General features: G+C 69.3%; 23 protein-coding genes. 18 read left to right on the forward strand and 5 right to left on the reverse strand.

The window, feature by feature from the left end; genetic code table 11:
• Nucleotides 1–70: 70 nt before the first annotated feature.
• Genes AB5I40_RS43780 through AB5I40_RS43790 form a run of 3 tightly spaced genes read left to right on the forward strand, consistent with a single transcriptional unit; the run spans nucleotide 71 to nucleotide 2,675 of the window.
• Nucleotides 71–979, forward strand: coding sequence for an SDR family oxidoreductase (locus AB5I40_RS43780; RefSeq protein ID WP_370936067.1), 909 nt, complete (start codon nucleotides 71–73; stop codon nucleotides 977–979).
• Entirely contained in the window at nucleotides 976–1,761 is a 786-nt protein-coding gene (locus AB5I40_RS43785) for a MaoC/PaaZ C-terminal domain-containing protein (RefSeq protein WP_370936068.1), read from the forward strand. Before AB5I40_RS43780 ends, AB5I40_RS43785 begins: the two co-directional genes overlap by 4 nt.
• An 11-nt stretch (nucleotides 1,762–1,772) precedes the next feature.
• On the forward strand, nucleotides 1,773–2,675 hold the full coding sequence (locus AB5I40_RS43790) for an NAD-dependent epimerase/dehydratase family protein (protein WP_370936069.1): 903 nt from the start codon (nucleotides 1,773–1,775) through the stop codon (nucleotides 2,673–2,675).
• 39 nt (nucleotides 2,676–2,714) lie between these two features.
• On the opposite strand, the gene AB5I40_RS43795 is transcribed toward AB5I40_RS43790, so the two are convergent.
• The gene (locus AB5I40_RS43795; protein ID WP_370936070.1) at nucleotides 2,715–3,635 is read right to left on the reverse strand and encodes a 3-oxoacyl-ACP reductase; all 921 of its coding nucleotides are present in this window, start codon (nucleotides 3,633–3,635) and stop codon (nucleotides 2,715–2,717) included.
• Nucleotides 3,636–3,952: 317 nt separating this feature from the next.
• Here AB5I40_RS43795 and AB5I40_RS43800 point away from each other — a divergent pair, with 317 nt between their 5' ends.
• The 13 genes from AB5I40_RS43800 to AB5I40_RS43860 all read left to right on the forward strand — a co-directional run bounded on the left by AB5I40_RS43800 (nucleotide 3,953) and on the right by AB5I40_RS43860 (nucleotide 18,360).
• A complete protein-coding gene (locus AB5I40_RS43800; RefSeq protein WP_370936071.1) occupies nucleotides 3,953–5,089 on the forward strand; it encodes a steroid 3-ketoacyl-CoA thiolase in 1,137 nt (378 codons plus the stop codon).
• Between the two features lie 3 nt (nucleotides 5,090–5,092).
• A complete protein-coding gene (locus AB5I40_RS43805; protein ID WP_370936072.1) occupies nucleotides 5,093–7,177 on the forward strand; it encodes an acyl-CoA dehydrogenase family protein in 2,085 nt (694 codons plus the stop codon).
• 98 nt (nucleotides 7,178–7,275) lie between these two features.
• Nucleotides 7,276–8,475, forward strand: coding sequence for an acyl-CoA dehydrogenase family protein (locus AB5I40_RS43810; RefSeq protein WP_370936073.1), 1,200 nt, complete (start codon nucleotides 7,276–7,278; stop codon nucleotides 8,473–8,475).
• Between the two features lies 1 nt (nucleotide 8,476).
• Nucleotides 8,477–9,580, forward strand: coding sequence for an acyl-CoA dehydrogenase family protein (locus AB5I40_RS43815; protein WP_370936074.1), 1,104 nt, complete (start codon nucleotides 8,477–8,479; stop codon nucleotides 9,578–9,580).
• 9 nt (nucleotides 9,581–9,589) lie between these two features.
• Nucleotides 9,590–10,453 (forward strand): MaoC/PaaZ C-terminal domain-containing protein, encoded by an 864-nt coding sequence (locus AB5I40_RS43820; protein ID WP_370936075.1) that lies wholly within the window; start codon nucleotides 9,590–9,592, stop codon nucleotides 10,451–10,453.
• Nucleotides 10,453–11,574 (forward strand): steroid 3-ketoacyl-CoA thiolase, encoded by a 1,122-nt coding sequence (locus tag AB5I40_RS43825; RefSeq protein WP_370936076.1) that lies wholly within the window; start codon nucleotides 10,453–10,455, stop codon nucleotides 11,572–11,574. Before AB5I40_RS43820 ends, AB5I40_RS43825 begins: the two co-directional genes overlap by 1 nt.
• A gap of 1 nt (nucleotide 11,575) precedes the next feature.
• The gene (locus AB5I40_RS43830) at nucleotides 11,576–12,397 is read left to right on the forward strand and encodes an SDR family NAD(P)-dependent oxidoreductase (protein WP_370936077.1); all 822 of its coding nucleotides are present in this window, start codon (nucleotides 11,576–11,578) and stop codon (nucleotides 12,395–12,397) included.
• A 19-nt stretch (nucleotides 12,398–12,416) separates the two neighbouring features.
• Complete coding sequence (locus AB5I40_RS43835) at nucleotides 12,417–14,033, forward strand: class I adenylate-forming enzyme family protein (RefSeq protein ID WP_370936078.1); 1,617 nt, start codon at nucleotides 12,417–12,419, stop codon at nucleotides 14,031–14,033.
• A gap of 131 nt (nucleotides 14,034–14,164) precedes the next feature.
• Nucleotides 14,165–14,713 carry a MaoC family dehydratase N-terminal domain-containing protein gene (locus tag AB5I40_RS43840; RefSeq protein ID WP_370936079.1) on the forward strand — a complete coding sequence of 183 codons (549 nt, stop codon included), beginning with the start codon at nucleotides 14,165–14,167 and terminating at the stop codon, nucleotides 14,711–14,713.
• Entirely contained in the window at nucleotides 14,713–15,138 is a 426-nt protein-coding gene (locus AB5I40_RS43845; RefSeq protein ID WP_370936080.1) for a Zn-ribbon domain-containing OB-fold protein, read from the forward strand. The genes AB5I40_RS43840 and AB5I40_RS43845 overlap by 1 nt, the downstream gene beginning before the upstream one ends.
• Nucleotides 15,135–15,518, forward strand: coding sequence for an acyl dehydratase (locus AB5I40_RS43850; protein ID WP_370936081.1), 384 nt, complete (start codon nucleotides 15,135–15,137; stop codon nucleotides 15,516–15,518). The genes AB5I40_RS43845 and AB5I40_RS43850 overlap by 4 nt, the downstream gene beginning before the upstream one ends.
• On the forward strand, nucleotides 15,515–16,690 hold the full coding sequence (locus AB5I40_RS43855) for a lipid-transfer protein (RefSeq protein ID WP_370936082.1): 1,176 nt from the start codon (nucleotides 15,515–15,517) through the stop codon (nucleotides 16,688–16,690). The genes AB5I40_RS43850 and AB5I40_RS43855 overlap by 4 nt, the downstream gene beginning before the upstream one ends.
• A complete protein-coding gene (locus AB5I40_RS43860; RefSeq protein ID WP_370936083.1) occupies nucleotides 16,690–18,360 on the forward strand; it encodes an AMP-binding protein in 1,671 nt (556 codons plus the stop codon). The genes AB5I40_RS43855 and AB5I40_RS43860 overlap by 1 nt, the downstream gene beginning before the upstream one ends.
• Here AB5I40_RS43860 and AB5I40_RS43865 read toward each other — a convergent pair whose 3' ends face one another.
• Nucleotides 18,361–18,966 carry a TetR/AcrR family transcriptional regulator gene (locus AB5I40_RS43865; RefSeq protein ID WP_370936084.1) on the reverse strand — a complete coding sequence of 202 codons (606 nt, stop codon included), beginning with the start codon at nucleotides 18,964–18,966 and terminating at the stop codon, nucleotides 18,361–18,363.
• Between the two features lie 52 nt (nucleotides 18,967–19,018).
• Entirely contained in the window at nucleotides 19,019–19,615 is a 597-nt protein-coding gene (locus tag AB5I40_RS43870) for a TetR/AcrR family transcriptional regulator (RefSeq protein WP_370936085.1), read from the reverse strand.
• Between the two features lie 61 nt (nucleotides 19,616–19,676).
• Between AB5I40_RS43870 and AB5I40_RS43875 the strand changes: the two genes are divergently transcribed.
• Nucleotides 19,677–20,552 (forward strand): oxidoreductase, encoded by an 876-nt coding sequence (locus AB5I40_RS43875; protein ID WP_370936086.1) that lies wholly within the window; start codon nucleotides 19,677–19,679, stop codon nucleotides 20,550–20,552.
• A gap of 28 nt (nucleotides 20,553–20,580) precedes the next feature.
• Here the strand turns inward: AB5I40_RS43875 and AB5I40_RS43880 are convergent, their stop codons facing one another.
• Nucleotides 20,581–21,456 carry an alpha/beta fold hydrolase gene (locus AB5I40_RS43880; RefSeq protein WP_370936087.1) on the reverse strand — a complete coding sequence of 292 codons (876 nt, stop codon included), beginning with the start codon at nucleotides 21,454–21,456 and terminating at the stop codon, nucleotides 20,581–20,583.
• Between the two features lie 257 nt (nucleotides 21,457–21,713).
• Nucleotides 21,714–22,046 (reverse strand): VOC family protein, encoded by a 333-nt coding sequence (locus tag AB5I40_RS43885; RefSeq protein WP_370936088.1) that lies wholly within the window; start codon nucleotides 22,044–22,046, stop codon nucleotides 21,714–21,716.
• Nucleotides 22,047–22,369: 323 nt separating this feature from the next.
• Between AB5I40_RS43885 and AB5I40_RS43890 the strand changes: the two genes are divergently transcribed.
• On the forward strand, nucleotides 22,370–23,953 hold the full coding sequence (locus AB5I40_RS43890; protein ID WP_370940724.1) for an alkaline phosphatase family protein: 1,584 nt from the start codon (nucleotides 22,370–22,372) through the stop codon (nucleotides 23,951–23,953).
• Nucleotides 23,954–24,411: the final 458 nt, after the last annotated feature.

The raw sequence follows: 24,411 nt of genomic DNA on the forward strand, positions 1-24,411 counted from the left end.
TGCTTGGTAGCCTAACACTTGCTTGGTTTACGGGGAACCGCCTCGCCTGCCGAAGACGAACGGAGATGATGTGAGCGGGATCTTGGAGGGCCGGGTCGCGATCGTGACCGGGGCCGGCCGCGGACTCGGTCGCGAGCACGCACTGGAACTCGCCCGCCAGGGCGCGCGCGTCGTGGTGAACGACCTCGGCACGTCGGGTGCGGGCGAGGGGGCGTCCGACGGTCCGGCCGGCGAGGTGGTCGAGGCGATCCGCGCATTGGGCGGGGAAGCGGTGGCCAACGGTGCCGACGTCGCGAACTTCGCGGCGACGGAAGCGTTGGTGCGGCAGGCGGTCGATACGTTCGGCGGGCTGGACATCGTCGTCAACAACGCCGGCTTCGTGCGCGACCGGATGATCGTGACCACCAGCGAACAGGAGTGGGACGCGGTCGTCGCGGTCCACCTGAAGGGGCATTTCGCGCTGATGCACCACGCCGCGGGCTACTGGCGCGCGGAGGCGAAAGCCGGGCGGACGCGGGCGGCGCGGATCATCAACACCACCTCCGGCGCGGGTCTGCAGGGCAGCATCGGCCAGGGCAGCTACAGCGCCGCCAAGGCCGGGATCGCCGCGTTGACGCTGGTCGGAGCCGCGGAACTCGGCCGGTACGGCATCACCGTGAACGCGCTGGCCCCGGCCGCGCGCACCCGGATGACCGAGGGTCCGTTCGCCGCCCAGATGGCCGCGCCGGATGACGGGTTCGACGCGATGCACCCGGGCAACGTGTCGCCGATCGTCGCTTGGCTCGCCAGCGAGGACGCCGCGGACGTCACCGGCCGCGTGATCGAGGTCGAAGGCGGCCGGATCTGCCTGGAGAACGGCTGGAGCCACGGCCCGTCCCGCGAACTGGATCGGCGCTGGACCGCCGCTGAGGCCGGTCCGGCCGTGCGCGAACTGCTGAAGGAAGCGCCCGCGCCCGAACCGGTTTACGGGGCACAGTGAGCAGCCCCGCGGACTGGAAAGGCCGGGTCCTCGGCGAGCGCACCGTCGCCTACACCGACCGTGACCCAATCCTCTATGCGCTCGCCATCGGCGCTCGGCCGGACGAACTCGACTTGGTCTTCGAGGACCGGCTTCGGGTGCTGCCGCCTTTCGCGCTGACGCTCGCCCAATGGGCCCCGGACGTCCTCGGCTCGGCCGGAGCGTTCGAGGTCGGCAACGCGGTGCATGGTTCGCAACGGCTGGAAGTCTTGAAGCCATTGCCGCCCGAGGGGGAGATTTCCATGCAGGCCCGCGTTCCGGAGGTATGGGACAAAGGCAGTGCGGCGGTTTATGACGTTGCCGTCGAATCGGACTACTTCGTCGCGACCTGGTCGTTGTTCTGTCCCGGCATCGGCGGTTTCGGCGGCGAACGCGGCCCCGGCCGTCCGCCTGCTTTGGACAGTCCGGATTGGACTGCGCCACTGTCCACTGCGGACAATCAGGCCTTGCTCTACCGGCTGCTGGGGGACCGGCACCACATCCACGTCGACCCCGCGGCAGCAGCGGGAATCGGCCAGCCGCGCCCGATCCTGCACGGTTTGGCGACCCTCGGCGCGGGCGCTTTGGTCGCGGCCCGCCAGGTCGGCGCACACCCAGCGGACCTGACGTCCCTGGAAGGCCGCTTCGCCGCGCCGGTGTTCCCGGGCGAGCAACTGCACGTCGAAGGCTGGTCCGACGGCGGCCTGCGGATCACATCGGAACGCGGCCCGGTCGTCGACGGCGGACGAGTCCACTTCGGATAGAGGAATTGCGCATGAAGGTCTTGGTCATCGGCGGCACCGGCATGATCGGCTCGAACACCGCCGCGTATTTGAGCGGTGCCGGTCATTCCGTGACGGTCGCCGGACGACACGAACCCGACGCCGATTCCCTGGTCGCGGGCCTGCCGGTGCTGCTGGGCGACTACGCCCACGACGGTTTCGACGAGGCCGCACTGGCCCCGTTCGAGGCGATCGTTTTCGCCGCCGGACAAGACATCCGGCATGTATCGGGCTGGGGCGACGAGGAATTCTGGCGGACGTACCAAATCGACGGTGTCACCGCGATCGCGTCGCGGGCGAAACGGGCGGGCGTCGGCCGGTTCGTCCAGATCGGCAGCTATTACCACCAGGTCCGGCCGGATCTCGCGGAAACGAACCCGTACGTCGACGCTCGCCGCCTGGCCGACGAAGGAGCGCGCGCCCTCGCCGGGGACGGCTTCGCGGTGTGCACGCTGAACCCGCCGTCGATCGTCGGGATGGCCCCCGGCCGGTCGACGCGGCAGTTCGCGAAAATGCTGGCCTGGGCCGATGGGGAACTGGTCGGGAAGGTGCCGGACTTCGCGCCGGTCGGCGGTACGAACTACCTGTCCGTGCGGAGCCTGGCCGAGGCCGTCGAAGGTGCTTTGCTGCGCGGCGAATCCGGCGCGGCGTACCTGGTCGGGGACGAAAACCTCAGCTTCCGGGACTACTTCCAGCTGGTTTTCGACGTCTCCGGCTCCGGCCGGACGCTGGAAGAACGCGACGAGGAGCACCCGTTTTTGCCGGACCGGGTGCTGGTTCCCGGTCGCGGCGCGACGATCTCGTACGAACCGGACGCCCGTGAGACGGAGCTGCTGGGGTATCGCCGTCGGGATGTGCGGCCGATGCTGGAGGAGATGGCTGCGGCGGTGCGGTGAGTCGTGAGTGGCGATCACGGTTCTAACCGGGATCGCCACTCACGAGGTTGTCTCGGTGTCGTCGAGTCCCACGATGTCGCTGGCCGCAAACGTTTTGCGCGGGTCGCGCCCAGCGAAGTAAGGCGTGACAGTTCGCTCCAGCTCAGCCGGGTCGAACGCGCCCTGCCCGGAGACGAACCGATGCTCGACCGTCGGCGGGGCGAGCAGCGCGACCATGTCTCCGTACACGACGAACACCTGCCCGTTCACCGCGTCCGCCGCCGGGGAGCCGAGGTAGGCGACGAACGCCGCGACCCGTTCCGGTGCGAGGATGTCCAACCCGCCCGCGCTGCGTCCCGCGGCGAAGATTCCGTCGGTCATCGCCGTCCGGGCGCGCGGGCAGATCGCGTTCGCGCGGACGCCGTAGCGGCTCAAGCCTCGCGCGCAGGACAACGTCAGCGCGGCGATCCCCGCCTTCGCCGCCGCGTAGTTCGGCTGTCCCGCGCCGCCGAGGAGGAATGCTTCCGACGACGTGTTGATCAGGCGTCCATAGGTGGGCTCACCAGTGCTTTTGCTGATCTGCCGCCAGTGCCGCGCCGCCGCGCGGGACAGTGCCGCGTGGCCCTTGAGGTGGACGCGGATGACGTCGTCCCAGGCCTTCTCGTCGAGGTTGAAGAGCATCGCGTCGCGGGTGATGCCGGCGTTGTTGACGACGATGTCGAGTGACCCGAAGTGCTCAGTCGCGGCGGTGACGAGGTCTTCGGCGTACTGCCAGTCGCCGATGTCGCCCGGAACGGCCAGCGCCCGGCCGCCGCTCGCTTCGATTTCGGCGACGACCTTGTCCCCGGCGTCGCTCACATCGTTGACGACGACGTTCGCCCCCTCCGCGGCGAGCGCGAGCGCTTCGGCCCGGCCGAGTCCGGCGCCGGCCCCGGTGACGATGGCGGTGCGGCCGGACAGGGCGGTGCTGGGGTGGGACACGGGGCCTCCAATGCCGGGAAGGGATGCCGTCATGGTGCCGATCGCGGGCCGATGACGGGCGGCTGCTCCCGGTGAGTGGCATCGGCGGCTCGCGGCGGGGGAGAAGTGCCGCAGGCTGACCGGGCGACTCTTCGACGTCGTGCGCGGGCTGGGCGGGCGACTCTCCGACGTCGCGCGTGGGCTGGCCACTCCCGCTCACCAGTACGCGCGCTTGTCCCGCCCACCGGGCCGAAGCTAACCTCCAACCAAACGCTTGCTCGATTACCTCGACGACCAAGGGGCCGGTCCGGCCTTCCCCGCGAGAAGGAGATCCGGGCTTGAAAGACACGACGCCAGTCCTCGTCGACGCGGTCCGCACGCCGTTCGGCAAACGCGACGGCTGGGTTTCCGCCCTGCACGCCGTCCAGTTGCTCAGCCGCGTCCAGCAGGGCGTCCTCGGCCGCACCGGTCTCGACCCGCACGCGGTCGACCAGGTGATCGGCGGCTGCGTCACGCCGCTGGGCGAGCAGTACGGCCACGTCGTCCGCACCGCCTGGCTCTACGGCGGCCTCCCGACCGCGACCGGAGCCACCACTATCGACGCCCAGTGCAGTACGTCGATGCAGGCGTCCTTCCTGCTCGCCGGGCAGATCGCGAACGGGACCGTCGACGCGGGAGTCGCGTGCGGCGTCGAGCTGATGTCGCGCGTGCCGCTCACCCCGAAGCAGGGGACCGGCGCTGGTACGCCGAGGCCCGCCGACTGGCATCTCAACACCCCCGACCAGTACACCGCGGCGGATCGCATCGCCCGGAAGCGCGGACTGACTCGGACGGACCTCGACGCGTTCGGACTCCGGTCCCAGCACAACGCGCGAAAGGCTTGGGACGCCGGGCTTTTCGACCGCCAAGTCCTCCCGCTGGAACTGCCGGACGGTCAACCGATCACCCGCGACCAGGGGCTCCGCGAAACCTCGACGGAAGCGCTCGCCGGGCTTCGCACCACCGTCCCGGACGGCCTGCACACCGCGGGCACCTCGTCCCAGGTCTCCGACGGCGCGAGTGCCGCGCTGTTCCTGTCCCGAAGCCGCGCCGACGAACTGGGACTCCGCCCGCGAGCGCGATTGCTCGCACAGTGCGTCATCGGCGGCGACCTCGAGTTTCTCCTCGACGGGCCGGTCGCGGCGGCGCGAAAGCTTCTCGACCGCACCGGCCTGACGATCGGCGACATCGATCTTTTCGAGGTCAACGAGGCCTTCGCCGCCGTCCCGCTGTCTTTTGCGCAAGCGCACGGCGTCCCGGAGGACAAGCTCAACGTCCTCGGCGGCGCGATCGCGCTCGGCCACCCGGCGGGCGCGACCGGAATCCGCCTCCTCGCGACGGCTGTCGAGGAACTCGAACGCCGCGACGCCAGCCTCGCGATGATCGCGATCTGCGCCGCGGCCGCCACCAGCTGCGTGCTCGTCGAACGGATCTGAACCATGCCGATTGCCCTGTCCGAGGAACACCGCGACCTGGCCGCCTCCGCCGCCGGGTGGGCCGCCCGGCACGCGCCGATCGCCGAGACCCGCGCCGAACCCGGGCGGCCGGGCCTCTGGAAGGTAGTGACCGAACAAGGCTGGCACTCCCCGCACCTGCCGGAATCCGTCGGCGGCCAAGGCGCTGGCCTGCTCGAACTCGCCGTGGTGACCGAGCAATTCGGCCGTCACCTGGTGCCTGGCCCGTTCCTGCCGACCGTCACCGCCAGCGCTGTTCTCGCCGCGGCCGAGCCGACGGAAGAGCTCGCCGCGTTCGCCGGAGGCGCGACCGGCGCTGTTGTGCTCGACGGCCTCAGCGCTGCGAGCACCGCCGACGGCTGGCGGATCAACGGCACCAGCAGCCCGGCGCTCGGGCTCGCGGACGCGGAGATCGCCGTGGTCCGCGCTGAACGGATCTGGTTCGTGTTCCGGCCGGAGCCCGGCCAGCTGATCCCCGTCGAAGCCGTTGATCTGACCAGATCCGCAGCCCGGCTCAAGCTGGAGAACTTCCTGGTATCTCACAACAACCTCATTGAGATCCAGCCGGAACGCGCCGAGCTGGCCCTCGCGGTCCCAGCGGCGGCGGAGGCAGCAGGACTGTGCAGCTGGGCCCTGGACTGCGCCGTCGACCACGTCCGCACCCGCGTCCAGTTCGGCCGTCCGATCGGCTCGTTCCAAGCGGTCCAACATCAAGCCGCGGGCATCCTTCTGCAACGGGAGATCGCGACGGCCGCCGCCTGGGACGCGGCTCGCGCCGAGCAGCATTCCCTCGCGCAGCAAGCACTTGCGGCCGCGCAAGCCAGGCACGCCGCGCTCCCTGCCGCAGTGGATGCGTCTGTCAGCTGCGTCCGTCTCCTCGGCGCGATCGGCTTCACTTGGGAACACGACGCGCACCTGTACTGGCGACGTGCCGTCGCGCTGTCCGGCTCCCTCGGCCGCTCAGCCGCCCGCACCCTCGGCGAGCGCGCCCAGACCACGACTCGCGACCTGACCCTCGCCACCCCACAAGACTGCCCCGAACTGCGCAGCCAGGTCGCGTCCGTCCTCGACCAAGCCGAGCCGTCCGTCCGGTTGCTCGCCGACGCAGGTCTCGCCGCACCGCACTACCCGAAACCGTACGGACTGGACGCCGGACCGCTCGAACAAGCCGTCATCGCCGAGGAGTTCGACCGTCGCGGAATTCACCAGCCCACCACGGTGATCGGCGAATGGGTGCTGCCGACCCTGCTCGTGCACGGCTCTCCGGAACAGCGCGACCGGTTCGTCCTGCCGACTCTGCGCGGTGAGATCCGCTGGTGCCAGCTGTTCAGCGAGCCGGGCGCGGGTTCCGACCTCGCCTCGCTCAGCACCCGCGCGACCAAAGTGGACGGTGGCTGGCGGATCTCCGGTCAGAAGGTCTGGACGTCGCTGGCCCACGAAGCGCACTGGGGCGTTTGCCTCGCCCGGACTGACCCGGACGCACCACGGCACCGGGGCATCTCGTACTTCCTCGTCGACCTGGCTGCGGAAGGCGTCACCGTCCGGCCGATCAGGCAGGCCACCGGACGCGCGGAGTTCAACGAGGTCTTCCTGGACGACGTGTTCGTCTCGGACCGCGATCTCGTCGGCGAACCGAACAGCGGCTGGCGGCTCGCGACGACCACGCTGGCCAACGAACGGCATAACATGGGCGCGACGCTCGCGCACGGTTCGTCGGACCGGATCCGCCAGTTGCTCCGCGACAATCCGGATGATCCCGACGCACTGTCGGCGCTGGGCCGCTGCGTCTCGCGGGAATTGACGCTCGCCACGCTCGGCCTCCGCAGCGTGCTGGCGCGGCTCGCGGGGATGGATCTCGGGGCCGAGGTCAGCGTGCAGAAGGTGTTCAGCGCGCTCGCCCAGCAGGAGGGTTCGCGCGAGGTGATCGCCCTGCTCGGCCCCGGTTCAGCGAGCGCGGAGGACGGGCACGTCATCGACCATCTCGGCTTGCCCGCTGTGTTGTTCGGCGGCGGCACGGTCGAAATTCAGCTGAATGTCATTGCTCAGCGAGTCTTGGGGCTGCCCCGGTGACTCGCAGCCGTGCTGGACCTGCCGGGGGCGGAAAAACACTGTCATTGCCCAACGCGTCCTCGGCTTGCCCCGCTGACCCGACTACTAGGAGAAACCGCATGCATCCGGAGCTGTCGGAGCGCTCGCGAAGGCTCCGCGCGCAGTTGCGCGAGTACTTCGCCCGCATCATCGACGAGGACGACCGCCGCGCGCTGGTCGAGCAGACCGAGGGCGGCCCGGTGTTCGACCGGATCCTGCGCCGGATGGGCGCGGACGGCTGGCTCGGCCTCGGCTGGCCGGAGGAATACGGCGGCCGCGGCGAGGACCCGGAAGCGCTTTTCGTGTTCTACGACGAGGTTTTGCGCGCCGGTGCGCCGTTGTCGCTGGTTACGTTGAACACGGTCGCGCCGGCGTTGATGCATCACGGCACCGAGGAACAGAAGAACTACTTCCTGCCGCCGATTCTGCGCGGCGAGCTGATGTTCGCCATCGGCTACACCGAGCCCGGCGCGGGCACCGACCTGGCGTCGCTGCAGACGCGGGCGAAAATCGACGGCGACGAGCTCGTCATCAACGGCAGCAAGATCTTCACCAGCGCCGGCATCTTCGCCGACTGGATCTGGCTGGCAGTCCGGACCGATCCGGAAGCGCCCCCGCATCGCGGCATCTCCGTCGTGCTCGTACCGACCGGCACCCCGGGCTTCTCCGCAACCGAAATCCATACGGTGGGCGGGATCAGCACCTCGGCGACGTACTATGAAGACGTCCGGATTCCACTGTCCAATGTGGTCGGCGAACTCAACAACGGCTGGCGGCTCATCACCAGCCAGCTCAACCACGAGCGCGTCGCCCTCGCCGCGCGCGGCGGCATCGCGAACCAGATGTACGACGCGGTACTCAAGTGGGCGCAGGAGGAGCCGTTCGGTCCGGGAACGGTGTACGACCTGCCGTGGGTCCGGCACACGCTGGCCGAGGTGTACGCGCTCCTCAGCGCCACTGACCTGATCAACCTGCGCCTAGTAGCGGACGTCGCCGCGGGCACCCTCGGCGGCGGGGATTCCGCTGCCGCCAAGGTGTTCGGCACCGAAGCGGTGGTGACCGCGTACAGCAGGCTCCAGGAGGTGCTCGGCGCTCGCGGTCTGCTGCGGCCCGATTCGCCTGGGGCGGCGGTCAACGGGCGCGTCGAGACGCTCGCCCGGCGCGCGCAGAACAACACGTTCGGCGGCGGTACCAACGAGGTGCTGCGCGAGATCGTCGCCGCGAAAACCCTCGGCATGACGCTGTCCGCACGCCGTCGTCCGGAAAAGGCCAGGAGCTGACATGGATTTCGACCTCAACGACGACCTGGGCGCGGTCCGCGAGCTGGCCGCCAAGATCTTCGCCGACCGCGCGAGCATCGACCGGGTGGTGGCCGTCGAGAAGCAGGGCGGCTTCGACGCCGACCTCTGGCGAGTGCTCGCCGAGGCGGACCTCCTCGGGATCTGCCTGTCCGAAAGGGACGGTGGAGCCGGGCTGGGGATGTCCGGTTTGGCGGTGCTGCTCGAAGAAGTGGGCAGGCACGTCGCACCAGTTCCTTTGTGGAACGTGATCGCGGGCGGTGTGCTGCCGGTCGCCCAGTTCGGCTCCGAGGACCAGCGGAACCGGATCCTGCCGCGCGTGCTGGACGGTTCGACGCTGCTGGTCGGCGCGTTCGACGACACAGTCTCGGTGACCGCGACCCGGCGCGGCGAGGAACTCGAACTCACCGGCGAAGTCGCTTCGGTTCCCGCCGGTGCGCAGGCCGACCTGGTCTTGGTGCCGGTCAAGGAAGAGGATCAAGTCCACTTAGTACTCGTCTCGACGGTAAACCTCAGTGTTACCCCGGTCGAAGTCACCAGCCGGGAAAGTCACGCGTCAATCGTCTTCAGCAAAGCAAGGGCTACTGCACAGGACATCCTGGTCTCCGGCGAAGACGCTCTGCCGTGGACACTTCGCCGACTCCGGGTCGCGCTGGCGGCGGTCAGCGTCGGTGTGTGCGCCCAGGCGTTGGCGACCACCGCGAAGTACACCTCGGAGCGAGTCCAATTCGGACGTCCACTGTCGACAAATCAAGCTGTCGCCGTGCGGGCAGCTGATGCCTATCTCGACACCGAGGCGATCCGCCTCTGCACTCAACGCGCTGCCTGGCTGCTGGACGAAAGCCGCGAGGACGAAGCTGAAATCGCCGCGCTGGTCGCTAAGTGGTGGGCGTCGCGCGGGGGACTGCGGGTAGTGCACGCGACCCAGCACCTGCACGGCGGCATCGGCGCGGACGTCGACTATCCGATCCACCGCTACTTCCTCTGGGGCCGCCAGGTCGCCTTCACCCTCGGCACCGCCGACGCGCTCGCCGCCGAACTCGGGGACCGGCTCCCGTCCGCACCCCCGATCGGCGCCCCGGCCTAGGAGACTCACGTGCCCATCGATCTCGACAAGGCGCTCAACGCCCCGCCGCGCACCCAGCAGCTCACCTGGACCACCAGGGACGTGCTGCTGTACCACCTTTCCCTTGGCTCCGGCACCACGCTCCGGTACGGCTACGAACGCGACCTGGAAGTCCTCCCGACTTTCGCTCTTGTTGCCGGACAAGGCATTTCCGCCGGAGACAGTCCCGCGGAGGGCTTGGCGTTGCCTGGCGTGGACGTCGATCTCAAGAGGTTGCTGCACGCCGGACAGGTCGTCACGCTCCACCGCGACCGGTTGCCGACGTCCGGCTCGGCGGAACGAACCACGCGGATCGCGGAAATCCAGGACAAGGGCCGGGCCGCGGTCATCGTGCTGGCCCACGAGGTCGCGGACGCCGATGGTCCACTGTGGACCTCGAAAATGTCCATCTGGGCTCGCGGCGAGGGCGGTTTCGGCGGCGACCAAGGCACCGCTCCTGGGCCGAAGAAGCCGGAAGGCGATCCGGCACACGTGGTGGACGTCGCCACTACCGCCGACCAGGCCCTGCTCTACCGGTTGAACGGCGACCTCAACCCGCTTCACGCAGACCCGGAGTTCGCCGCGGCAGCAGGCTTCAAAGCGCCGATCCTGCACGGCCTAGCGTCCTACGGCCTGGTCGCCAAAGCCGTCGTCGACCACTTCCTCGACGGCCACCCGTCGAGGCTCCGTGAACTCGGAGCACGCTTCGCAGGACCGGTAATTTCCGGTGAGACGCTGAGGATTTCGGTGTGGCACAAGGAAAATGAGCTGGCTCTACGCGTGACCTGCCCCGAACGCGACGACGCGGCAGTCCTCACCGACGCCTGGGCCCGCACGACTTCAGGAGGTGCGTGATGGGCACTCCGGTCATCGTGGACGCGATCCGGACCCCGTTCGGAAAGCGCCGCGGCGCACTGTCCGGGATCCACGCGGTCGAACTCCTCGGCCACGTGCAGCGCGGAATCCTCGAACGCACTGGCATCGACCCCGCGCTGGTCACCGATGTCGTCGCCGGATGCGTCACGCAGGCCGGGGAGCAGTCGAACAACGTCGGCCGCTTCGCCTGGCTGCACGCCGGGCTCCCGGACGAGACCGCGACCACCACCATCGACGCGCAATGCGGCTCCGCGCAGCAGGCCGTGCACCTCATCGCCGCGCAGATCGCGGCCGGGCTGGTGGACGTCGGCATGGCGTGCGGGGTCGAGTCGATGAGCCGGGTGCCGCTGCTGAGCAACCTCGGCGACGCGGGCCGTCCGCGGCCGGAGTCCTGGAAGGTCGACCTCCCCGCGCAGTACGAGGCCGCCGACCGGATCGCCGCCCGGCGCGGGCTCACCCGCGCGGACCTGGACGCGTTCGGCCTCCGCTCCCAGCAACGCGCCCGCCGCGCCTGGGACGAGGACCGATTCGGCCGGTCGATCCTGCCCGTTCCGCTCGAGAACGGCCAGTTCGACCGCGACCAAGGCCTGCGCGACACCAGTACCGAAGCCCTCGCCGCCCTGGCCCCGATCAAGGAAGAAGGCCTGCACACCGCAGGCACGGCGTCTCAGATCTCAGACGGCGCTTCTGCCGCACTGCTGGTCGACGCGGACCAGACCTTCGGGCTGCGCCCGCGCGCGAGGCTGGTCGCGCAGACCATCGTCGGCGCCGAGCCGAAGTACCTGCTGGACGGACCGATCCGCGCCGCCGAACGCGTCCTGGGCCGCGCCGGAATGACCGCGGCGGACATCGATCTGTTCGAGGTCAACGAAGCGTTCGCGTCGGTTCCGCTGTCGTTCGCCCGGACGCTCGGCGTCGACGAGGACCGGCTGAACGTCAACGGCGGCGCCATCGCGATCGGTCATCCGGTCGGCGCGACCGGGATCCGGCTGCTGGCGGAGATCGTGGACGAGCTGGAACGCCGGGACCAAACGCTTGGCCTGGTGGCGATCTGCGCTGGCGGAGCACAGGCGACGGCAGCGATTGTGGAGCGGCTCTGAGATGTATCCGCTGAGCGGTTTCGACGGCAAGGTCGCGGTGGTGACCGGGGCGGGCCGGATGCGGTCGATCGGGCGGTCGATCGCGGTCGAGCTGGCGCGGGCCGGGTGCGCGGTCGTGGTGACTGGCAGCGGCCGCGCGCCCGACCGATTCCCGCCCGAAGAGCAGGCGGCGGGCTGGCAGGACATCCAGTCCGTGGCCGACGAGATCCGTCAGCTCGGCGGCCAGGCGTTGCCGGTGGTGAGCGACGTCGCCGACCCGGCGCAGGTCGACCGTCTGCTGGCCACCGTCCTCGACGCGTTCGGCCGCGTGGACATCGTCGTCAACAACGCCGCGGCCGCGCGCGGACCGGATCGCGTGCCGGTGCTGGACCTCGACGTTGAGACCTGGGACCGGGTCCTCGAGGTCAATCTGCGCGGGCCGTTCCTGATGACCCGGGCGTTCGGCCGGCAGCTGGTCGAGCAGGGCGACGGAGGGGTGTTCGTGAACATCTCGTCGATCGGCGGGAAGCTGTCCGGGGCCGGATCGGCGGCCTATTCCGCGTCGAAGGCCGCGTTGCAGTCGCTGACTTCTTCGACCGCCAAAGAGCTGGGCCAGCACGGGATCCGGGTGAACGCGCTGTGCCCCGGCGTCGTCGGCACGAGCAGGCTGGACGACGTGGACCCGGATTCGTGGGCCGAGTACGTTCGCGCGCAGGTGCCGTTGCGCCGGGCAGGCGAGCCGGCCGACATCGCGGCGGCCGCGGTGTTCCTGGCCAGTGCCGAGGCGGGCTGGGTGACCGGGCAGTGCTGGAACGTCGACGGCGGGCAGTTGACGATCCGATGATCACTACGGGAGGCGACCGATGACTGATCGGGACGACATCATCGCGCGGCTGACCGCGCCGGGCGCGGAGTTCGAGATCCGGCCGGAACCGGTCGCGGGCCGTCCGGCGCGGGTGTTCGCGCGGCGGCATCGGAGCCTGACCGAATTGCTGGAGGCTTCGCGCGAGTTCGGCGATCGCGAGTATCTGGTCACTGTGGACAGTCGGCTCACCTTTTCCCAGCACTACGAACAGGTTGCCGCGCTCGCCGCAGTGTTGCGGACCGAATACGGCGTCGGACGCGGGGACCGGGTCGCGTTGTGCGCGGCGAACTGTCCGGAGTGGATAGTGGGATTCTGGGCGGCGGTTTCGCTCGGTGCGATCGCGGTCGGGATGAACTCGATGTGGGCCGCGCCGGAGGTCGCGCACGGCCTCGACCTGACCACGCCGAAGGTCGTGCTGACCGACGCGGCCCGGAAGCCGCTGGTCGCGGACGGATATCCGGTGCTGGAGCTCGGCAGCCCGCAGTACCGGGAACTCCTCGGCCGCCACGAAGGCGCCGCGCTGAAACCCGAGCCGGTCGACGAGGACGACCCGGCCGTCATCCTCTTCACCAGCGGCACTTCCGGGCATCCGAAGGGCGCGACGCATTCGCACCGCAACGTGCTCGCCGCGGTCTGGTTCCACCTGTTCAACGACGCGCTCGCGGCGGAATTCGGCCGCCCGGCGCGGGACCGCCGGTTTCTGCTGGCCACGCCGCTGTTCCACATCGCCGCCCTGCACAACCTCGCCGTCGTACGGCTCGCCGTGGGCGACACTGCCGTGCTGTACCAAGGGAAATTCGACATTCACCGGGTGCTGGACCTCGTGCAAACCGAACGGATCACCAACTGGGGCGCGGTCCCGACGATGCTCTCTCGCCTGGTCGAAGCCGATCTGTCCAGCTACGACCTCAGCACGCTCAGGACAGTCTCGGTCAGCAGCGCGCCGTCGACCGCCGAGCTGAAAGACCAGCTACGGGACGCGCTGCCCGGCGCGGCCTCTTCGCTGAGCACCAACTACGGCCTCACCGAATCGTCCACCGCGGCCACCCTCGCGACTCCCGCCGAACTTCTCGCCGACCCGGACACGGCGGGCCGTCCCGTGCCGAACATGGAAGTGCAGATCCGCGACACCGAAGGCCGCCCGGTTCCGGACGGCACCGATGGCGAAATCCACCTCCGCGGCCCGCAGGTGATGCTCGGCTATTTCAACGACCCGGCAGCGACGGCCGCCGCGTTCACCGAGGACGGCTGGTTCCGCACCGGTGATCTCGGCCAGCTGCGCGACGGCGCGCTGACCGTGCTGAGCAGGCGCAGTGATCTGATTCTGCGCGGGGCGGAGAACATCTATCCGGCGGAGGTGGAAGAACAGCTCGCCGGGCATCCCGGTGTCGCCGAATGCATTGTCGCGGGTCTGCCGGATCCGGATTACGGTCAGATCGTCGCGGCGAAGGTCGTGCTTCGCGCTGAGTCCGAAGTGGACGCTGACGGCCTGCGCGGCTATCTCGCTGACCGGTTGGCCCGGTACAAGGTGCCGACAGCTTGGTTCTTGACCCGGGATCCGTTGCCGCGCAACGCGACGGGGAAGGTGGTCCGGCGGCTGGTGCGGTGGGAGTAGGGCCTCGTGAGTGGCTATGCCGGTTAGAACCGGCATCGCCACTCACGACCCGTCCGCCCACCGGGACTCTCGCTTGCCCGCCCTCCCGCGCGCTCCTAACGTCCTGCCAAACGCTTGCTCAAGGAGGGGTGATGACCGGTCTCCGGACGGACTTCGCCGAGTTCACCGGCCAGCAGGCCGAGCCGCCGCGGGTGGCCCGGTACGCGGTGAACGAGGCGATGATCCGCAACTGGGTCGAGGCGGTCGACGACCGCAACCCGGTGTACGTCGACGACGCCGCGGCGAAGGCGACCGGCCGCCCCGGCGTGATCGCGCCGCCCGCGATGTGCTCGACCTGGGTCATGGCCGGCTACCGGCGCTACCGCGAGATCCAGGAGCTGCGCCGCGAGGGCACGGTGGAGGATTTCGCGTACTCGCGGCTGATGAGCGTGCTCGACGCGGCCGGCTACACCTCGGTGGTGGCCACCGACGTCGAGCAGGAGTACGTCCGCGAGATCACCCCGGGCACGCACGTGACCTGCCATTTCACCATCGAAGCCGTCTCGGAGGCCAAGCGAACCGCGCTCGGCTACGGCCATTTCGTCACGCTGCGCAAGCACTATGTGGACGACGCGGGCGAGCTGCTGGTCGACGAACGCTTCCGCATCCTGCGGTTCCGCCCGGCCGAGCGGAGCGCGTGATGGGGGAGCACACCGCGGTCCCGCGGCTCACGATCACCCAGGACAACCAGTTCTTCTTCGCCGCCGCGCGCGAGGGACGGCTGGAGATCCAGCGCTGCACCGAGTGCGGCGCTCTCCGGCACCCGCCCGGCCCGGCGTGTCCGGTGTGCCGGAGCTTCGCGTGGGACACGGTCGTCGCCAGCGGGCGCGCGATATTGCACAGCTGGACGGTGCTGTACCACCCGAAGGACCCCGCGTTCGACTACCCGCTCGCCGTCGGCCTCGCCGATCTGGAGGAAGGCGTCCGGCTGGTCGCGGACATCGCCGGAGTCGACCACGACCAGCTGGAAGTGGGCCTGCCGCTGCAGGTGGGCTTCAGCGAGCACGCGCACGGCGAGATCCTCCCGCAGCTGTGGCCGCGAGACCCGAAGGAGCACACCCGATGACCCTGGCGCTTGGGGACCGGCTGCCGGAGCTGGCGATCCCGTTCGACCGCACCACGATCGTCGCGACCGCGATCGCGTCGCAGGATTTCGAGGACGTGCACCACGATCCGGGCAAGGCGGCCGAACGCGGGATGCCGGACGTCTTCATCAGCATCAACGCCACCAACGGGTTCATCGACCGCTACGTCACCGACGTCCGCGGCCCGGCGACCCGGATCCGCAATGTCTCGCTGCGACTCGGGCTGCCGCTGTTTCCCGGTGACACGCTCACTTTCGTCGGCGAAGTCATCGAGGTGACTGAGGACGCGACGACGATCAAAGTCACCGGAAGTCATGAACGCGGCGTGCACGTGTCGGCGCGAGTGACGGTGGCAGCATGAGTTTCGCGAGGCAGGCCGCGATCGCCGGGATCGGCGCGACCGAGTTCAGCAAGAATTCCGGCCGCAGCGAATGGCAACTCGCTTGCGAATGCGTCCTCGCGGCGCTCGCCGACGCGCAGATCCCGGTCGAGGAAGTCGACGGATTCGCGCTGTTCACCATGGAGACCAACCCGGAGATCGCGGTCGCCCGCGCGTTGGGGATTCCGCAGCTGAAGTTCTTCAGCCGCATCCCGCACGGCGGTGGCGGGGCGTGCGCGCCGGTGCAGCAGGCGGCGCTCGCGGTCAGCTCCGGGGTCGCGGACGTCGTCGTGGTGTACCGGGCGTTCAACGAACGCTCCGGGCACCGGTTCGGGGCTGGTCCGCCGCCGTTCGCCTACACCGCGAATACCGATCAGGAATACCGGAACTGGATCAATCCGTACGGCCTGCTCACTCCCGCGCAGCAGGAAGCTTTTCTGGCGCGGCGGTACATGCACAAATACGGGGCGACGAGCGAGGACTTCGGCCGCGTTTCGGTGCTCTCGCGCAAACACGCGGCAGTGAATCCGAAGGCTTGGTTCCACGAACGGCCGATCACACTTGAAGATCATCAGTCGTCGCGGATGATCGCGGATCCATTGCGATTGCTCGACTGCTGTCAGGAAAGCGACGGCGGGCAAGCGCTGGTGATCGTAAGCGCGGAACGGGCGCGTGATCTCCCGCATCCGCCCGCGGTGATCGCCGGGGCGGCGCAAGGCGTTGGGCCGCAACAGATTTCGATGAGCAGCTATTACCGGGAGGACATCGACGAAATGCCCGAGGTGCAGCTGGTCGCCGAGCAGTTGTGGGCGCAATCCGGCGTGGGTCCGGAAGGCATCGACGCCGCGATTCTGTACGACGCTTTCACGCCGATGGTGTTGCTGCAGCTGGAGGAATACGGATTTTGCGGCCGCGGCGAAGCGAAGGACTTCATCGCCAGCGGCGCGCTCGAACTCGACGGACGGCTGCCGGTCAACACGCACGGCGGTCAGTTGGGGGAGGGGTATATCCACGGGGTCAACGGGATCGCCGAGGGCGTCCGGCTGATTCGCGGCAGCTCGGTCAATCAGCCCTCGAAATCGGTGGAGCACGTGCTCGTCACCGGCGGGTCTCCGGTGCCGCATTCCGCGATCGTGCTCGCGGCGGACCGCTGATGGAGACGTTCGCGGAAGTCGTCCGGTCCCGGCGCGGGGACACGCACGACGGGCTGCGGTTCGAAGGCCGAAGCTGGACGTGGGACGAGGTCGTCCGCGAGGCGGCGGCGCGGGCTTCGCTGCTGCGCACCTTCGAGCCGGGGCCTGGCCGGACGCAGCGGCACGTCGGGGTGCTGCTGCAGAACCTGCCGGATTTCGTGTTCTGGATCCTCGCCGCCGCGGTGACCGGCGACGTCCTGATCGGCATCAATTCCACCCGGCGCGGCGCGGAGCTGGCGGCGGACATCAGCCACACGGACGTCGACGTGCTGGTCACCGAACCGCTGTACGGCGAGGAGGTCGCGCGCCTGGAGTTGCCGACTGTCCGGCGCGTCCTCGACGTGGAGTCAGCGGAGTACCAGGACCTGCTGGCCGCGCACGCCGACGCGGACCTGCCCGCGTCGCTGCCGGACCCAGCGGCGATCTTCCTGCTGCTGTTCAGCTCCGGCTCCACCGGCACGCCGAAGGCGGTGATCTGCGGCAACGGCCGCCTCGGCCGGTTGACCGACGCGCTGGCCGAACGCGTCTCGCTGCACCGCGATTCGGTCACCTACCTGTGCCTGCCGATGTTCCACGGCCACGCGATCATGATGAACCTCGCCGCCGCGGCGAAGGTCGGCGCGACGATCGTGCTGGTCCGGAAGTTCTCCGCGTCGCAGTTCATCCCGGACCTCCGCGCGCACGGGGTGACTTACTTCAACTACGTCGGCCGCGTGCTCAGCTACGTCGTCGCGCAGCCGGAGCAGCCGACCGACGCCGACAACCGGCTGGAGGTCGCCTTCGGCTCCGAAGCCGCGCCGGGCGAATCCGCCGAATTCCGCCGTCGATTCGGTTGCGAAGTACGGGAAGGCTACGGTTCCAGCGAAGGCGGGCTTCGCATCGTGCCGGAACCGGACGCACCCCCGAACGCACTGGGCCGCCCCGCGCCCGGAATGCGCGCGGAAATCCGCGACCAGGACAACCGGGAATGCCCGCTCGCGGAGTTCGACGAGAACGGGCTGCTGCTGAACGCCGAGGAAGCGACCGGCGAGATCGTCGCGGTCGGCCGCGGGAAAACGTTCGAGGGCTACTACAAGCATCCCGCCGCGATGGCCGAACGGCTGAAATTCGGCGGCGAGGACTTCTGGACCGGCGACCTCGGCTACCGCGACCGCGACGGCTACCTGTACTTCGCCGGCCGGGCCGCGGACTGGCTCCGCGTCGACGGCGAGAACTTCGGCACCGCCCCGGTCGAACGGATTCTGGGCCGCTACCCGGCGTTCGCGGTGGCGCACTGCTACGGCGTGCCCGATCCGAAGACCGGAGACCTGCTGATGACGTCGGTCATTCTCGCCGAGGATACCGTGTTCGATCCGGAAGACTTCGACGAATTCCTTGCCGCGCAACCGGATCTCGGTACGAAATGGCGACCCACGTTCGTGCGGATCATCGACGAGGCCCCGGTCACCGGCAGCGGCAAGGTCGACAAAGCGCCGTTGCGCGCGCAGGGCTGGGAGGACGACCGGGTCTGGTACGCGCCGAGCCGGACCAGCCCGTACCGGCCGCTCACCGCAGCGGATCGAGATGCACTGCGGGCGGAATTTCGCGCGCACGGCAGGGAAAACTCGCTGCCCGCGGCGTCGCGGCGCTGACTATCGCGGCGGGAGGCCGAGGGAAATCGAGGCGAACGCCTCCCGCAGCGTCATCGGCACTGCCTTCTCCAGACTCTCGTCCAGGAACCGGTTCAGCACGGTGGTCATCGCCGCGATCGCGATGTCGGACACCAGTTGCGGGTACAGTTCGCCGACCCGCGTCCCGGTGCGTTCGGCGATCGCCCGGACCAGATCGCCGGTCTCGACCCGGGCCAGCGCGGTGCGCATTTCCGGCGTCGCGCTCCACGCTTGCACCGTGCTGAGCTGGTCGGATGCCGGCTGGCCGTACGGGACTCCGTCGGCGCGCAACGGTTCGATGAGCGCTTCGGCGAGCGCGGTCCACAGCGGTTCGTGCGCCGGTCGCTCCCGCAATAGCTGTGCGCTGCGCCGGATCCGGTGCTCTTGCCGGTAGGCGACCGCGTCGTATTTCGTGGCGAAGTAGTTGCTGAAGGTCCGCAGCGACACCCCGGCGCGCTCCGCGATGTCCTCGCGGACAACGTTGTCTGGACCTCTCTCGTACATCAGCGCCACAGCGGCGTCGCTCAGCGCTTTGCGCGTGTCGAGCTTCTTGCGTTCTCGCAAGCCGAGCGGTCGTTGGTCAGCCATGCTGCCCACGGTATCCAATCGGGCGCCGCATTCGCTTGGCCGACCGGTTTTGTTATGGACGAGCGCCGCGCAGGAACTGTTCGACGGCGGTGTCGACGAGTCCGTCGAGCAATTCCGGCGGAACGAGGTCGCCGTTGCCGAGGGTCGCGATTCCTTGCAGCGTCGCGAACAACACGACTCCGATCCGCTGCGGCGGCCCGTCCTGCAGGGCGCCTTGCTCCTGGCCCTCGACGATCAGGTCGTTCATCAGCCCGAACGGCGCCTCGGCGGCCTGCACGATCCGCGATGCGCCGGGGCGATGCTTGCTGGTGTACATCAGTTCCAGCAGCGCGGAGTTCTCGGTGGCGAAGCGGGTGTACGCCGTGGCCGCCGCGTGTACGCGACCCGGAAAGTCGTCTGCGGTCTTCAGCGCGGAGCGCAACGCATTGTCCAGCCGTGCGAATCCGGCTTCCGCGAGCGCGTCGAGCAAGGCCTGCCGATCCGGAAAATGCCGGCGCGGCGCGGCGTGGCTGACGCCGATCTCCCTGGCGAGGTCGCGCAGCGACAGCTGATCGGCTCCGTGCGCGCGCAACCCGCGTTCTGCCGCGTCGAGCAAGGCGGTGCGGAGGCTGCCGTGGTGATAGGGACGGTCGTCGGACTGGTCGGGCACCCGGTCAGTCTAGCAGCATGTTTCCGTTGACAACATTGTTGCCGGTGCCTACTTTGGGGGCATGGACGCTCTCGCGGAAAACCAGACCGGCCGCACCGCCGTGATCACCGGTGCGAACAGCGGATTAGGCCGCGCGACAGCCGCGGCGCTGGCAGCCAAGGGCGCGCGGGTGGTGCTCGCGGTGCGCAACCTGCGCAGCGGCCGCGAGGCTGCTTCGGAACTGCCCGGCGACGTCGAAGTCCGGCAGCTGGACCTCGCCGACCTGGCGTCGGTCCGCGCGTTCGCCGCGGAGTTCGCCGAGCCGATCGACCTGCTGATCAACAACGCGGGCATCATGATCCCGCCGCTGTCGCGCACCGCGGACGGGTTCGAATCGCAGTTCGGGACCAACCATCTCGGCCATTTCGCGCTCACGAACCTGCTTCTGCCGCGGATCCGGGGCCGGGTGGTGACGGTTTCGTCGAACGGGCACCGGGTCGGTTCTCTCGATTTCGCCGACCTGAACTGGGAACGCCGGAGGTACCGGGCGGTGGCGGCGTATGGGCAGTCGAAGCTCGCGAACCTGTTGTTCACTGCCGAGCTTCAGCGGCGGTTGACCGAAGTCGGTTCGCCGGTGCTGGCGATGGCGGCGCATCCTGGGACGGCGGCGACGAACCTGTTGAAGGTTGAGACGCCAGTGTTGTCGTCGCTGGCTAAGGCTGGTGTCCGGCTGGTGGCGCAGACTTCGGAGGAAGGGGCGCGGCCTACGCTTTACGCGGCGTTGGCGGATGTTCCTGGCAACAGCTTCGCGGGTCCGCGTGGTTTCTTGCAGAACCGCAGTGCGCCGAAACTGGTTGGGCGGTCGGCGAAAGCCCGGGACGAGGCGGCGGCGCGTCGCTTGTGGACGGTGTCCGAGGAGTTGACTGGAGTGCGTTTTCCGTTGACAGTTTCGGCCTGAGGTTTATTTTCCGCTTGTGGCACGAGTTTCAGGCTGGCGCGGCTCCGGTTTCGGTTTCGGTGAGGAATGCGGTCAGCTCCTTGGCCAGTCGCTCCGGCTGGTCCTCGGGAATCAGCGTGCCGCTGTCGGGGATCTCGACCAACCGGCTGTCCGGGAACAGGTCAGCGAGCCGTCGCCCGTGGTCGGCGGGCATCATCCGGTCCTTGCCCGCCCAGACGACCAGGACCGGCCGGTCGAACGTCCGCAACCGTTCGGTCCACGCGAGCAGTTCGTGCCGCGGCGGGGTTCCGGTGGCGAATTTGACCAGATCCCGGCGGATGTCCTTGTCCCGCAACGCCGGAGTGAACCAGCCGTCGAGAATGTCGTCCGGGATGCGGCTTTCGCACATCCCACCGTACGCGGATTTGGCGTGCCGGTAGAACGACGTCCGGGTGGCTTGGGCGTGCAGCCACGGCCCGCCGGGGAGCCGGAGCAGCTTGACGGCCGGGCGCGCGGGCTTGGGCGGGAAGTTGTCGAAGGCCTCGCAGGCGACGAGCGCGAGCCGGCCGACCCGGGCGACCCGGGCGACGTGCTCGGCCGGTGCCATCCCGTCGGCGACGAGGAATTGGCCGCCGCCCCAGTCGTTGAGCACGATTGTCGCGTCGTGGAGGTCGAGCGCATCGAGGAATTCGCCGAGCAGCCGGGCGACGCCGAACTGCGTGAGATCAGCGCCGGGCCGCATCGGCGCGCGGTGGGCGCCGAGCGGAAGAGTCGGCAGGACGCAGCGGTAGCCGGCCAGCAGCGGGACGACCTTGCGCCACTGCGTGCCGGACATCGGAAACCCGTGCCCGAAGACCAGCGCCGGACCGGTCCCGCCGGTGTCGTCGTAGTCGATCGGCCCGGCGGACAGTTCCACGCGCGGCATCGGACCTCCCTCGGATCTCGCGACTAGAGTGATCGCTCTAATCGCGAGACTAGGCCGGTGCGGGCCCGTCGGTCAACCGGTCTCCGGCGCGGCTTTCCCGGCGGGTGCGCTCCCGGCCGAGGTCCGTGAAGGGCTCCTTGAAGGAATTAGGTTCCCTCAAGGAGTCCTTCACGGACCTCGGCAACGTGCGCCCGGTCCATCGGCAGGAGAGAACCTCGGCGCTGCTGAGAAATCGCAGCGGGAATCGCCTGCCTGGCTCACTTCCCGGTGAAAACCACGCGGTTCCCGTCCGGATCGGTGAGCGGCAGGATGCGCGCGCCGCCACCAGGTTGCGGGCCGTCGTGGGGCGCTCCGGCCGTTGTCGCGTGGGCGGCGGCCGCGTCGAGGTCTGTTTCCTCCAGGACGACTGTCGACCGTCCGGCTCGGTCGGGTTCGGACCACACCTGCAGCCCGAAAGTGTCGCCGAGGTGCCATTCGAGCAGGCCGGGCATCGGGCGGGCGTCCGGGGCGCGGTCGAACAGGGCCGCGTACCAAGCCTCGGCCCGCGCGAGGTCGGAGACGGTGCACTGGGCGAGCACTCGACGGATCATGACCGGTCCCTTCGTAGTGATTTCGATCTGCAAGCACTTTCAGTGGACCACAAGTGCTGGCAAGGCGCAAGCACTCTGGCGGGCGTCCGCCGGGTATCCGTCCCGATGAACGAATCAGGCGAATTGCGTCCGCTGCGTCTGAAAACGGTTTCCTTCCCGGTACGGAAATCTGTGCCTCGGCCCGGCGAGAGCGTTCATCTTCTGTTTCTCCGGCGGTTTTCCCTTGTCTTTGTGCGCGGCCTGGAATACGCCGGTCGCCGTGTCGGGCGGCAGGGACTAGGAGGACTCCTGTGTCGAGAATTCGTTGGCGTGCCGTGGCGGCGATGGCCGCGGCCGGTACTGTCGCGGCGGCCGTGCCCGCGCTGGCCGCGCCGGTGCGCACCGAGCATGTGCTGCTGCTTTCGGTCGACGGTCTCCACCAGTCGGACCTGGACTGGTACACGCGCACCCACCCCGGGTCCGCGCTGGCCGCGCTCGCGGCGCACGGCACCGAATACGCGCACGCGAACACGCCGGTGCCGTCGGATTCGTTCCCCGGCATGGTCGCGCAAGTGACCGGCGGCAACCCCGCGAGCACCGGGATCTACTACGACGCCACCTACAACCGGGATTTGCTCCCGGCGGGCACGACGTCCTGCGCCGGGGCGAAGCCCGGGTCCACAGTGGACTACACCGAGGATCTTGACCGCAACATGGACGCCATCGACGCCGGACAAGGCCTGCCGAACCTGCCCGACGGCGTGCTCGCGATGACCGGCAACCCGCGTTCGCTGATCAACCCGGCCGCGTTGCCCGTCGACCCGAAGACGTGCAAACCCGTTTACCCGCACCAATATCTGCGGGTGAACACCGTGTTCGAGGTCGCGCGGCAGGCCGGGTTGCGCACCGCTTGGTCGGACAAGCATCCGGCGTACGAAATGCTCAACGGCCCGTCGGGCAGCGGCATCGACGACCTGTTCACTCCGGAGATCAACAGCAAGGCTCCCGGTTCCAGCGACTGGACGAAGGACAACTCCGCGACCCAGCGTTATGACGGCTACAAAGCCAAAGCCGTCCTGAACGAGATCGACGGCTTCGACCACAGCGGACAGACTCGCGCCGGTACGCCCGGGGTGTTCGGCATGAACTTCCAGTCCGTCTCGACCGCGCAGAAGCTCCCGCTTTCCGGCGGCCAGCCCGGCGGATACCGTCCGGACGGAACCCCGGGCCCGGTGCTGCAGTCCGCTTTGGACTTCGTCGACCGGCAGGTCGGCGCGTTCACCGCCGAACTTCGGAACCGGCACCTCGACCGCTCGACGACCGTGATCCTCTCCGCGAAACACGGCCAGTCGCCGATCGACCCGAACGCGCTGACCCGCATCGACGACGCCCCGCTGCTCGCCGGTTTGAACGCCGCCTGGCGGGCCGCGCATCCCGGTGCGCCCGACCTGGTCGCCCAGTCGACCGATGACGACGCGATGCTGCTGTGGTTCACCGACCACTCGCCGTCGGCGGCGGCGTTCGCCCGGCAGTACCTGCTGGCCCAGTCAGGCACCGGAAACGGCAGCACCGGCGCGCCGAAACCGTTCACACACGCGGGCCTGACGACCGCCTACGCCGGAGCCGACGCCGCCCGCTACTTCCGGGTGCGCCCGGGCGACCCGCGGGTGCCGGACCTAGTCGGCATCGCCCAGCACGGCGTCGTGTACACCGGCGGCCACTCGAAAATCGCCGAACACGGCGGCGCGGCTGCCGACGACCGCGCGGTTCCGCTGGTGGTCGGCGGCGGGCACGGGGCGCGGATCCCGGCAGCGGTCGAGACGACCCAGATCGCGCCGACGATCCTGCGGCTGCTGAACCTGGACCCGCGCGCGCTGGACGCGGTGCGCGAGGAAGGAACGGCCCCACTGCCCGGCCTCGGGCGCTGACCGGACCTCGGCCCGCCTCTCGCCGAGGGGCGGGCCGGGGTTGGCGGGGGTGGCGATGCGACCTCATGCCGAGGGGTGGGCCGAGGTGGCGGGGGTGGCGATGCGACCTCATGCCGAGGGGTGGGCCGAGGTGGCGGGGGTGGCGATGCGACCTCACGCCGAGAGGCGGGCCGAGATTGGTGCGGAGTGGCGATTCGGCGAGGTGGGCGAAGCGGCTGGAGGAGCCGGGGTGGGCGAGGCGGGCGAAGCGGCCGGATGCGTCGGAAGGTCTGCCCGACTGGGGGAGGCGGGCCTGGTTTGCCGGAACGCGCCGCTCGAGTGGGCTGGGCAGCCGGACCCGTCCGTGGATTCATCTGGGCCGTGAGCCGTGAGCCGTGAGCCGTGAGCCGTGAGCCGTGAGCCGTGAGCCGTGAGCCGTGAGGCGGAATCTGGCCGATTTGTCCATGCGGCGGGTATTC

This window comes from Amycolatopsis sp. cg13 (assembly GCF_041346965.1).
Lineage (GTDB): Bacteria > Actinomycetota > Actinomycetes > Mycobacteriales > Pseudonocardiaceae > Amycolatopsis.

Excerpts from the sequence above, each read along its gene's own strand:
- AB5I40_RS43790 (WP_370936069.1), top strand. The coding sequence starts at position 1,773 with ATGAAGGTCTTGGTCATCGGCGGCACCGGCATGATCGGCTCGAACACC.
- AB5I40_RS43805 (WP_370936072.1), top strand. The coding sequence starts at position 5,093 with ATGCCGATTGCCCTGTCCGAGGAACACCGCGACCTGGCCGCCTCCGCC.
- AB5I40_RS43810 (WP_370936073.1), top strand. The coding sequence starts at position 7,276 with ATGCATCCGGAGCTGTCGGAGCGCTCGCGAAGGCTCCGCGCGCAGTTG.
- AB5I40_RS43815 (WP_370936074.1), top strand. The coding sequence starts at position 8,477 with ATGGATTTCGACCTCAACGACGACCTGGGCGCGGTCCGCGAGCTGGCC.
- AB5I40_RS43825 (WP_370936076.1), top strand. The coding sequence starts at position 10,453 with ATGGGCACTCCGGTCATCGTGGACGCGATCCGGACCCCGTTCGGAAAG.
- AB5I40_RS43830 (WP_370936077.1), top strand. The coding sequence starts at position 11,576 with ATGTATCCGCTGAGCGGTTTCGACGGCAAGGTCGCGGTGGTGACCGGG.
- AB5I40_RS43835 (WP_370936078.1), top strand. The coding sequence starts at position 12,417 with ATGACTGATCGGGACGACATCATCGCGCGGCTGACCGCGCCGGGCGCG.
- AB5I40_RS43840 (WP_370936079.1), top strand. The coding sequence starts at position 14,165 with ATGACCGGTCTCCGGACGGACTTCGCCGAGTTCACCGGCCAGCAGGCC.
- AB5I40_RS43845 (WP_370936080.1), top strand. The coding sequence starts at position 14,713 with ATGGGGGAGCACACCGCGGTCCCGCGGCTCACGATCACCCAGGACAAC.
- AB5I40_RS43850 (WP_370936081.1), top strand. The coding sequence starts at position 15,135 with ATGACCCTGGCGCTTGGGGACCGGCTGCCGGAGCTGGCGATCCCGTTC.
- AB5I40_RS43855 (WP_370936082.1), top strand. The coding sequence starts at position 15,515 with ATGAGTTTCGCGAGGCAGGCCGCGATCGCCGGGATCGGCGCGACCGAG.
- AB5I40_RS43860 (WP_370936083.1), top strand. The coding sequence starts at position 16,690 with ATGGAGACGTTCGCGGAAGTCGTCCGGTCCCGGCGCGGGGACACGCAC.
- AB5I40_RS43865 (WP_370936084.1), bottom strand. The coding sequence starts at position 18,966 with ATGGCTGACCAACGACCGCTCGGCTTGCGAGAACGCAAGAAGCTCGAC.
- AB5I40_RS43875 (WP_370936086.1), top strand. The coding sequence starts at position 19,677 with ATGGACGCTCTCGCGGAAAACCAGACCGGCCGCACCGCCGTGATCACC.
- AB5I40_RS43880 (WP_370936087.1), bottom strand. The coding sequence starts at position 21,456 with ATGCCGCGCGTGGAACTGTCCGCCGGGCCGATCGACTACGACGACACC.
- AB5I40_RS43885 (WP_370936088.1), bottom strand. The coding sequence starts at position 22,046 with ATGATCCGTCGAGTGCTCGCCCAGTGCACCGTCTCCGACCTCGCGCGG.
- AB5I40_RS43890 (WP_370940724.1), top strand. The coding sequence starts at position 22,370 with ATGGCCGCGGCCGGTACTGTCGCGGCGGCCGTGCCCGCGCTGGCCGCG.